At 45.6% G+C, this 10,385-nt stretch carries 7 protein-coding genes; 5 read left to right on the forward strand and 2 right to left on the reverse strand.

The features are described 5' to 3' along the window. Positions 1-256: 256 nt before the first annotated feature. A complete protein-coding gene (locus tag QT987_RS28800; protein ID WP_333246829.1) occupies positions 257-1,453 on the reverse strand; it encodes a response regulator in 1,197 nt (398 codons plus the stop codon). 932 nt (positions 1,454-2,385) lie between these two features. On the opposite strand from QT987_RS28800, the gene QT987_RS28805 reads away from it, so the two are divergent. From QT987_RS28805 to QT987_RS28815, 3 genes are all read left to right on the forward strand, one after another. Further along, the gene (locus tag QT987_RS28805; protein WP_333246830.1) at positions 2,386-3,405 is read left to right on the forward strand and encodes a sigma-70 family RNA polymerase sigma factor; all 1,020 of its coding nucleotides are present in this window, start codon (positions 2,386-2,388) and stop codon (positions 3,403-3,405) included. Next, a complete protein-coding gene (locus QT987_RS28810) occupies positions 3,345-5,150 on the forward strand; it encodes a tetratricopeptide repeat protein (RefSeq protein ID WP_333246832.1) in 1,806 nt (601 codons plus the stop codon). The genes QT987_RS28805 and QT987_RS28810 overlap by 61 nt, the downstream gene beginning before the upstream one ends. A 167-nt stretch (positions 5,151-5,317) precedes the next feature. Beyond that, the gene (locus tag QT987_RS28815) at positions 5,318-5,671 is read left to right on the forward strand and encodes a CVNH domain-containing protein (RefSeq protein ID WP_333246834.1); all 354 of its coding nucleotides are present in this window, start codon (positions 5,318-5,320) and stop codon (positions 5,669-5,671) included. Positions 5,672-6,333: 662 nt separating this feature from the next. Here the strand turns inward: QT987_RS28815 and QT987_RS28820 are convergent. Beyond that, positions 6,334-6,522, reverse strand: a complete 189-nt coding sequence (locus QT987_RS28820) for a hypothetical protein (RefSeq protein ID WP_333246836.1) — start codon at positions 6,520-6,522, stop codon at positions 6,334-6,336. 911 nt (positions 6,523-7,433) lie between these two features. On the opposite strand from QT987_RS28820, the gene QT987_RS28825 reads away from it, so the two are divergent. Beyond that, positions 7,434-9,062, forward strand: coding sequence for an ABC transporter ATP-binding protein (locus QT987_RS28825; protein WP_333246840.1), 1,629 nt, complete (start codon positions 7,434-7,436; stop codon positions 9,060-9,062). A gap of 230 nt (positions 9,063-9,292) precedes the next feature. Continuing rightward, entirely contained in the window at positions 9,293-10,153 is an 861-nt protein-coding gene (locus QT987_RS28830) for a class I SAM-dependent methyltransferase (protein ID WP_333246838.1), read from the forward strand. The last annotated feature ends 232 nt before the right edge of the window (positions 10,154-10,385 follow it).

The raw sequence follows: 10,385 nt of genomic DNA on the forward strand, positions 1-10,385 counted from the left end.
ATTCTCCCATACCCATTACTAGACGACCCTTATTTATCAATTCACTATTTTGTTATTCTGTCAATGCGTAAGTCCTATGAGTTTAAAATTTTTCTTCTCAGTCCTCATAGCGAGGACTTTCACTTTGAGGCAGGGAATGAATTCCCTGCCGGACTATTGGTTGTATGTTAAGTTGACACGAGTGGGCATGGTGCCGTGTCCCTAATGTACTTCATAAACCTGGTTTCTGGGTAAGATTGCGTAAGCCCCATTTATCCTATTTGATAGCACGGGGTTGGTTCTGTTCCATCATTGACTTTAATGCCGACAGTTTTAAGTCTGTAAGGTCGCGGATGGTAATTGAGCAACCGTCTCCCAATTTAACAGCAGTGAAATAATAGCATTTGCCCAGGTAATCACTTTCTAGATGAACCTCTCCTTCAAGCGATTCTCCAGTCTCAACAACTTCTACTAATAAATCAAAGACTCCGGGACTCAATTGATTAAACAGTTTTTTCAGCACGGGTTCCCCCGCGAGTTCTGTTCGTTTTTTCCCTAAGAGTCTGGCAAAGACAGGGTTAACTACCAAGCAGCGAAAATCTTCAATTTCTCCAGCGATATCTCCCCTCACCGCCTGCACTGCGGCTATTCCATCCAGAGATGAATTTAGCAAATTTGCCAGCAGGCTGCGAGATTGGTAGGCAATTTCTGCGGTTTGCTGGTGTCGCTCGATTGCTTCTTTAAGCTGGCGTTTTTGGTGCTGGATAGTTACCTGAGTTTCGAGGCGAACTAGCACTTCTTCCGGCTCAAAAGGTTTAGAGATATAGTCAACTCCCCCTACCTTAAAAGCTTTGACTTTATCAAATACTTGGTCAAGTGCGCTTAAGAAAATAATCGGAATTTCTGAGGTGTTTTCATCGGATTTGAGGGCTTCGCAGACTTGATAGCCGTCTATATCTGGCATTTTTATATCCAGCAATATAGCATCGGGGGGATGATTGCGAACTGTTCTCAAGGCCATCGCACCATTGGTTACGCAGCGAACTTTATACCCATTTTTAGTGAGAATTTCTGTTAGAAAACGCAGATTCTCTGGGAGGTCATCAACAATTAAGATGTTACCTTTGGGAGTTTCTAATTGATTGATGTCACTTGTTTCAGCCGCAGCCATCGCCATAAGTTTGCCTTCGCCTTTGGCATCGGCGAGCTCACTTGTGGTGTTTTGCTTCTCTAGCACCGAGCGAAAGTTATTCTTCGTAACTTTTTGTCCCATTACGTCTGAAAGGCGCTGCCACAGGATGGCTGCTAAATCTTTGATATGTCCTATGCTGAGGTACAAGCTGTCAGCAACAGCACTATAAGTTGCGTTTTTCCAAGCAGCTTTTAAGATTTCCTGCTCAAGAAAATTTAACGGTTTACTGGTTTTGGACTCTAAGGCGGATTCGAGAAATTCTAGAGCTTGTTCAAAAGTCATGTACAAATCAATCTCATCGGGTAAGGTTTTTCAGTTTTGCACCCTAATTTTGAGTTATACACCGTACTAAGTCGGTGGAGAAATTCCTAATAGTGATTATGACAGACTTATTGACACTTACGCTCCTGGACGATCGCCCCCGATCGTGATTTCACCTTGTCGAAATATGCAAAGGGCGATCGCGCCCGCCTAATTTTTTGTGAGGGCGATCGGCTTAAACCCTTGTCAGCACAAGGCTTTTAAGTTGCTTGTCACCCCGTCAACGCCTACGACATCGACTCTTTGACATATATAAAGCTCTTAACAAATCTGAAAAACTGGTTCATCTTTCATAAATCTGAGTTCGCTACCTAGCGGACAACCGTATAACTCAGTATCAAGGCTTGTCTTTATCCATAAGACAAGGCTTGACAGCTTTTATTCCTGCAAATTAAAATAATCCGCCGATTAGCGCCGACCCTTTGATTAATTTTAAGTATTATTACCGATGTCTTTTACCGCGTGATATGGTAATTCTCCCTCAGAAATATGCCAATGAGGCAAAGATCCGACTTTTCCGACTTTATGATCCGACTTTTCCGACTTGCTTTATGCCGATACCCCAAACATACTATTGAATAGCATCTACCAAAAGACATAGAACAGTACCAGTCATGCTGTCGAGCTGCTCTATCTAAAAATAGATAGCAAAACCAGGGCGTCCGACTTTTCCGACTTTCCGATCGGACTTTCCCGACTGACAGGGGCGGGGGAGGGGAGCCCTGATACAGACATGGAAAGGATGCAGCCTCAAAAAAAGAGCAACTGAATCCAATCTTTATCCGCATAAATACTGAGACCACACTCAGCTAGATGTTTCCGGGATTGGGGTGCAACGAAAAAAGCAACAGAGGAATGTTCCTTCACATCTATCTTTCAACACCTTTAAAATCATGTCAAATTCTCACTCCGTTATTGCAACAGACATTCGGTGTTGTCCAGAAGATATAGAGAAAGCATTTTGGCAGCTATGGCAGCAGAATCGAGATGATCTTTACCGTTGCTGTCTCAGGTGGATGGGGGGGAATCCTGCTGATGCCGAAGAAGTCCTCAGTCGCGCCATGCTCAAAGCTTGGGAAAAATTGCCAGACTATGCCGAAAAAATCACCAACCTCCGAGCTTGGATCACCCGCTTAACCCATAATCTATGTATAGATATTCACCGAGAACGTCGCCGGAAAGCAATGCAAATGGAGGACATTGAAGAAGTAGCTGCTACAGGAAGCTCAGCAGTTATTTCTTGTTTTGACTCTCCTGAAGAGGCACTTCTACATCATGAGTTGGGACAGTACATTCGCCGCGCTATTGATACTCTTCCTTCTCGATTACGCAATCCGTTTATTCTGCGTTACTGCCACCAAATTGCCTATCAAGATATTGCCCAAAAACTTGCTCTCTCGCTCAATAACGTTTACAAGCGCATTCAACAGGCACGAGAAATTCTGCAAAAGCGTTTGAGCAGGTATTTGTCAGGGTTGGATGATGGTTTGTTAGATTCCTCCGAGTCGTCTCAAAAGGGGGACGTTGCCTCGATCGGGGATGATTTTGCTGTAGGGGTAGTGCCCCCGTGCCTACCCCGTCAAGATTGTGGGGCAGCCACGGCTGGGACAGCCACGGCTGGGGCAACCACGGTTGGGACAGCCACGGCTGGGACAGCCTCGGTTGGGACAGCCACGGCTGGGGCAACCACGGTTGGGACAGCCACGGCTGGGGCGATCGCGGCTGTCCCAGCCACGGCTGGGGCAACCACGGGGGGATTGCCCCGACAATTCGATGAAACGATCGCATCCGACTCGATCGCCCCCATCCCTCAGAACATTGGCGAGACAATTAATTATCAGGTAACAGCAATATGTCTAGAAACACTGCACTCCGGGTGGTATCCCTCACTCAGTCCTCTGGGGTGGAGTTGAATGCTTACCTGATTTTAGACGAAAAGCCAGCCCGAATTGACCAGAAGCTGAAAACATTAAGTGAGTACGTGCAGCAGTATCCTTCGGGATGGAAGAAACGGTTGGAATTGGCGAATCTGCTGTATGCAATGGGTCGTATTGAGCAGGCGGTTGAGGAGTATCGCCAAGTAATCGATCGGCAGCAACCATTGATTGGCGTGCGCTTGCAATTGGGGAAACTCTTGCAGCTTATGGGACAAAAGGCTGAGGCAGTAGCGGTTTATGAAAGTGCCTTGGCCAATGCACGCAATCAGGCGACTCGACAGCATATCAGCGGATCGATCGCACTCTGTAGAAATGACACTCAGGGTGCGATACTCGCTTTTGAGTCGGCGGCTTCCCTAGAACCAGATAATGCGGCTCACTGGCTGGCCTTGGGGCAGGTGCAAATGGGGAGAGGGGATGCGGCTGCAGCGAAGCGATCGTTCGATCGGGTTTTGTCACTGAACCCGGATGATATTGTCGCGCTGATTGACAGCTACGACGCGAGTCAGGCGGTGGGTAATGTGCGCCAAGCGCAGCGGCGGCTGAGCAAAGTGCTAGAGCTTGCTCCCGGTGATTTCCGCGTAATCAAACGACTGGCGGATACTCGTTGCCGGATGAGATTGGTATCCGGTGAGGAGGGGAAGCAGACTAAACAGATGATTGGTTCTGTGCTGCAACTGGCTCCTGATGCGGCAGATGCCCGCGAGTTGCTGGCATATTATCACGTTTTCCGGGGGGAGTCAGCTAACGGGATTGGGGTGTTGGAACGGTTTACTGAGGAACACCCGAATCATCCGAGGGGTTGGTATTCCTATGGGCGGTGCTTGTTCCACACGGGGGAATATCAAAGGGCGGCTGAGGCGATGCTGAAGGCTTATCGTCTCTATCCGCAGGATTGTGAAATTTATCGGGCGTTGTGTGAGATTTTGCCGGCTGCGGGGATGACTTCTTCCCCAGCCCCTCTCGATCCCCCCCAGCCCACAGCGCAGTTTCATTCTCAGAAAAACCAGGATTTTGTAGGGGCTGTGCCCCCGTGCCCGCCCAGGTCCAGACACGATAAATTGGGCATTTCAGCGATCGGGGCAACCACGGGGGGTTTGCCCCTACAAAAGAATGAAACAGCCCTGGGGGATTTAGGGGGATCGAACCCTCAAGTAACCCTTACATCAATAGTAGAAGAGATGCTCGATCGTTTTCCCGAACGCTGGAGTGTTTGGGCGACGGCGGGGCGGGTGTTGGTGGAAAGTTTTCAGGAGATCGATCGGGGGTGTAGTGTCTCTGCGAAGGGGACGCAACTTGAACCGCAGTTACCAGATGCTTGGTTTGGTTATGGGCGGGTGTTGGCGCTGGCGGGGAAACACCGGGAGGCGGTGGAGGCTTTGGCGCAAGGATGGCATTTGTTGCCAGAAAATGGGGGTTATCTGCAATCTGTGTCTGCTGCGGTGTGGCTGGGGGAGAGTTATCGAGGGCTGGGGGATGAGGTGGCGAGTCGGAAATGGTTGGAAAAGGCTTGTCAGTTTGCTCAGGAATTGATGGAGTTTGATCCGGCGATGGCTGGTTACTGGCAAGGGAGGGCGTTGTTGGGGTTGGGGGATGTGAGGGAGGCAGTGGAGGCTTATCGAAGTGCGCTGAAGCGGCGGTTGCTCTACCCTTTTCGCGGTGAGGTTGAGGAGGCTGTGAAACGGTTGAAAGGTAAGAGGCGAAAGGGATCTCGTGCTTGAGTATGGTTTGATGGGGTGCATTGAGTTGGGAAAAAACAGCCTCTAACTCGAAAAATTCAGAAATTGACCTCTGGATTCGTCTTATAGGTGTAGAGACAAAAATAAAGTTTTCGTCTCGATAGGAAAAAAAACTCTGACAGTGAAATCAAATTCACATGGAAAAGTTAATGTCTTTACTCAAAATAACCTGCGCTTTTGTGTTTGCTTTAGCTTTGTCTTTTGGTGTAGTAAGCAACAATGCTTGGGCAGCAGGTGCCTATAGCCTAACTTGTCAAAATGCTCAACTTCAGGGAGCCACTCTATCAGCAGCTTGCCAGAAGGCGGAGGGTTCTCGGTATCAGCAAACCTCGCTCAATTTAGATCAGCATATCCAGAATGCTGATGGAAAAATGTCCTGGGGTGAAGCTGCGTTTTCTAAAACCTGCACTTCAGCCGCTCTTAGTAGTGCTAACACTCTCAATGCTCAATGTAAAAAAGTGGATGGCTTTACTCCTAATAAGACTTCCATTAATTTAGTTTAGATGAGCATATTGCTAACATTGATGGAAGGTTGAAATACGAACCCTAAAATACGGGCAGGCGATCGCTTTTCAGGAGGATTTTTAGAAATCAGGGGCGGTCGCCTCTCTTGGCGATTGCAGGAAGGCGATGATACGAAGTTGGAGCTTCGCATCATTTAAATAAATTTGATTCCGTCGCGTGCGGTAGCTTTTCCGACGCTCCGACTTTACGATCCGACTTTGCCGGCTGACAGGGGCAGGGGAGAGGAACGAGGATAGATAAAGATGCAAAGCGAGAAAATTCGCTCCCCTCTTCTGTATCAAAACGGAAGTGGGTGCAATCTGTCATTGTCACGCATGGAAAAAAGTTAGTGAAGTAATGAAGAAGCGGAATGGATGATGCTAGCGAGGAGACTATTAAACAGTTACTTGAGATAACATAAGCCTAGATAAAAGGTGATAATTATCGCGATGTAAAGAGCGTAAAAGTGGTAATTGCAGAGTTGATCAAAAACAACTTATCCCCGAAAAAAATCCGTTCTTAGTTCAATGCCCTAAATTTATTTATGGGAGTACGCAAGTGTTGCCAAAAATACATAATTTGAAGCCCTACCTACCTCAATTAAAGATTATAGGTAGGGAGGGGTTCAAATTATGACATTATCGTGAATAGCTATTAGAAACTACCGACAATAAATTCGCCCGAGCCTTTTGATACAGACCATGTTTGTTTCCGTTTGAATCGGTTTAACTTGTTGACTCACTTGACTTTGGTCAGCTTGGTCAGCTTGGTTAACTTGGGTAATCTGAGCAGCATGAACAGGAAAAGCGAGCGCCATCAATCCAGTAACGATTAGTAGTGTTTTTTTCATGATTAAAATTCCTTAACTCTTTCTTATTTATAACAGCAATTACGAGGAATTAGGTAAAGTTAACATAAAGGTTTGGGAGGTATTTATAAAGAAAATGTAAAGTCTTAACTAGCGGTTATTGATGCAATAATTTATCCGAGTTTTCCGACTTTATAATCCGAATTTTCCGACTGACAAAGGCAGGGGAGAGGAACGATAATAAAGATATTTTTAATCAACTATTCTTGTATTAACTAGCAGCATCGCGACTGATTCTGTACTTGCGAACCTCCCCAACTCATTACCCGTTCCTCAACCTAAGTGCGATCGCCAATCCTGTAGGTTGGGTTGAGTGGGCGCGAAACCCAACATTTCCCAGAAATTACGGATGCATCATCTTTCATAAACAAAGAGTTCGCTACCTAGCGGACAAGCCTGTAACTCGGCGTCAAGCCTTGTCTTTATCAATAAGACAAGGCTAAATTCCTTTTTTCTCTTTACAAACAACGAGCGTATCTAACAAGTAATTACCTAAAAATGATTAATCTAATTCAATTGTTTTTGTTGTATTGGCGAATTAATTGTCTAATTAAACTTTATATAAAGTCTATTTTTTAACCTTGAGACTCTTATTATTAACAATTATTTTTGAGAAAAGGGAGTATAAAAGTTCAATCGAACCCCACAAGTAAACATCGTTAAAAAAAATAATGATTAAATACTAGCGTTTTTTCTAAAACAAAAATAAATTTTGATCGACAATTGCTCAGGAGTTTAACATCAGGAATTTAAAATTGAGGTAGGGTAGGTACTGCCGTCAGCGCCTACCCTACATCCTAAATAAAAGCCTAAGTAAAAGTATAAAAATTTCTGTAGATAAACTCTTCTAACTGAGGGAACTAATTTGGTTCTTTAAAACCCTCAACAAATACATTGCCTCCTACAAATGGCAATTCATTTTACTCTTTCTATGCTTGATATCCGACGCAGCATTTGATTCAGTCTTCCGAGGCAGCTTAAAATTTATCATCGATGCCGCCATCGTTCCCCAAAACTATGGTCTTCTGGTTCTAATCCTGTCATTGCTAGTCGTCGGAGCAATTCTATATGCCTGCATCGGTTTGCTAGGAATTTTCCTAGGAGCGCGTTTGGGCATTTTAATCACCAACAATATCCGACACTCTCTATTCGAGCATCTCCAAAGCCTTTCAATGGAGTTTTTTGGGCGACGTTCAGCCGGGGATATTGTCAATTGTCTCATCGCCGATGTCCAAAAGGTGGAAAATGGTGTAATTACAATGGGGCTGACAGTCGTTGTTTTAGAACTGTCTAACTTCCTATTTTCTCTGGTTTTCCTCTTCTTCCTCAACTGGCAATTAGCCCTGCTCAGTTTAATCGGTTTAACCCTCTGCACCATTGCCCCAGCAAAAATTGCCAGCCTTGCCACCGAAGTCGGCTATAAGTTGCTGCAAAAAGAAGGACAGATTGCCAGCGTCGTCGAAGAGAATATCCTCTCGCAAACCGTTGTCAAGATATTCGGGCTGGAGAACCAAATGACTGAGGATTTTTCCAGCGATTTGAATGACTTAAAACAGGTTTATGTCCGGGCAACCTTTCTCTCCTACTTAGTGCAGAAAGGTCCCATGATTGGTTTTGTCATGACGCAGCTTATCGTTTTAAGTATTGGTGCAGTCATGACCTACAGGAATATAATTTCTGTAGGAACTCTTACCTCCTTTCAAGTTTTACTGGTAGGTTTGAATCTCAATATTCTTGGTTTAACTTCGTCAATACCTGCATTTATTGATGGAGTGGCAGGGCTGCAACGCATCAGCGATATCTTATCAGAAACTCCGGCGATTCAGGATGCACCGGATGCGATTGATTTACCTCACTTTTCCAGTGATATTTACTTTGACGATGTTAGCTTTAGCTACTCCCAAGATAGAGGAGGAGTTAAAAATCTCTCCCTGAAAATTCGCCAAGGAGACTTCGCGGTATTTGTCGGTCAAAGTGGAGCAGGCAAAAGTACAATTGTCAACTTGCTGACGCGATTTTATGACCCAGATAAAGGACGCATTCTGTTTGATGGAATTGATTTGCGTCATGCAACAGTACGCTCTCTCCGTTCTCAAATTGGACTGGTTTCTCAGGAGGTAATTCTCTTTAATTGCTCGGTGCGAGAAAACATCCGCATGGGCTATCTCGAAGCCACTGACGAACAAGTCGAAGCCGCAGCCAAAGCCGCCGAGATTCACCAATTTATTTTGTCCTTACCCCAAGGCTACGACACACCTGTGGGTGACAGGGGCGGACAGTTATCCGGGGGACAACGGCAAAGAATTGCTTTAGCTAGAGCCTTAGTAAGAAATCCAGCAATTCTGATTCTAGATGAAGCCACATCCGCCCTTGACCCCGCCACAGAAGCCGAAATCCTCGCCACCATCGAGCGCATCACCAAAGAACGCACGGTGATTTTCATTACCCACCGCATGGCCCATGCCTTGCGTGCGGATGTCATGTACGTGCTGGAAAACGGCAGCTTGGTTGTTAGCGGTTGACACCAATTTTTTATGAGGCTGCATAGAATCCGATCCCCCCTAGCCAAGGGCGGGCACGGGGGCACCGCCCCTACTAAGGGGAGTAGGGGGTGGGACAAGATTCCGCTCAAAGTCAACCCCTACTCCCCTTCTTAAGGGGGATTTAGGGGGATCGAGATATCTGCAACTTCACATTAAATTGGTATGACACATAGATTTGACCTGTACTGAATATTTTGGAGTTGAAAATTATGACCGGCACAAATGATTACAAATGGCTAATCCCCTCTTCTCATAACCTGGGCTCGAAATCTCTTGAAGAAGAGAAAGAGATGTGGGATAAAAACCACGAAGATTATACCAACACCTCTTTCAGCCTCACCCATGACCCCAAAATCTGCAAAAACTTAATCCGTCCAGAGCGTTCTCCCGGCTATGATATTCCCAATTCCCCTGACATCAAAGTCCTAATTCCCGGTTGTGGCTCGGAAATTTATCTTCAGAAAACCTTACTAGAATTTTGCCCCCAAATTGGACAAATCTACTGTACCGATTTTTCCAAAACAGCCATTGAAAAAGCACAAGCAGACTGGAAAACAGCAGATGGAGATTCCAGACTCAACAATCAGCAAATCGTGTTTGAGCAAGTAGACTCCACGCGAATCACCGAACAAAAACCGGAGTGGAACGAGAAATTTGATTACGTCCTCCTCGTAAATTCCGTGGTTTCCAGTGAGGATAAAACCAACCGCGATATGATTCGGGAATTTGGAAAAGTTCTCAAGCCAGGTGGCAAGATATACGGATATTTTCCAACCACCTTATGCTTTTTAGAAATTGCCTATTTTAGTCGCAAACACGCTCACTGTGTTACAGAGGGATATATCGATGTCTACGGCAATAAAGTTTGGGATGCTGAGTGGCAAGATCCCCAAATTTATTACACTCCCTTGCGGTTAAATCGCATCTTTAAAGAAGCGGGATTAAGACAGCTCAGTTTGGAGATGCAGTTTTTGGACTATGAGCCTTTTGTTTCCATGTTTAAAGAGATGATCGATCATGACGACCCAGATATTTTTCTCTGGCATCTTCTAGTTCGTTATGAAAAATAGGACTTAGGGATTTGGGCGAAGCATCTGGCTTGATGCTTCGTTTCACTCAGCATGACACATAGGCTTTGCGTAATTAGGGACACCGCCCCGTGCCCTTCTTGGTGTCAACTTAACGTCAAACGTAGTACGGGTAAACTGTCTGACGATTAGGGCTCGATCCCCCCTAGCCCCCCTTAAGAAGCAGGGTGGATTAATTGTCGAGAGGCTAAATCAAGGCTATGAAGGCTATTGA

Source organism: Microcoleus sp. SVA1B4 (genome assembly GCF_036700545.1).
Lineage (GTDB): Bacteria > Cyanobacteriota > Cyanobacteriia > Cyanobacteriales > Microcoleaceae > Microcoleus.

What these genes read in the sequence shown, in the direction of transcription:
- QT987_RS28830 (WP_333246838.1), top strand. Translation starts at nt 9,293, where the DNA reads ATGACCGGCACAAATGATTACAAATGGCTAATCCCCTCTTCTCATAAC.
- QT987_RS28815 (WP_333246834.1), top strand. Translation starts at nt 5,318, where the DNA reads ATGTCTTTACTCAAAATAACCTGCGCTTTTGTGTTTGCTTTAGCTTTG.
- QT987_RS28820 (WP_333246836.1), bottom strand. Translation starts at nt 6,522, where the DNA reads ATGAAAAAAACACTACTAATCGTTACTGGATTGATGGCGCTCGCTTTT.
- QT987_RS28800 (WP_333246829.1), bottom strand. Translation starts at nt 1,453, where the DNA reads ATGACTTTTGAACAAGCTCTAGAATTTCTCGAATCCGCCTTAGAGTCC.
- QT987_RS28810 (WP_333246832.1), top strand. Translation starts at nt 3,345, where the DNA reads ATGTCTAGAAACACTGCACTCCGGGTGGTATCCCTCACTCAGTCCTCT.
- QT987_RS28805 (WP_333246830.1), top strand. Translation starts at nt 2,386, where the DNA reads ATGTCAAATTCTCACTCCGTTATTGCAACAGACATTCGGTGTTGTCCA.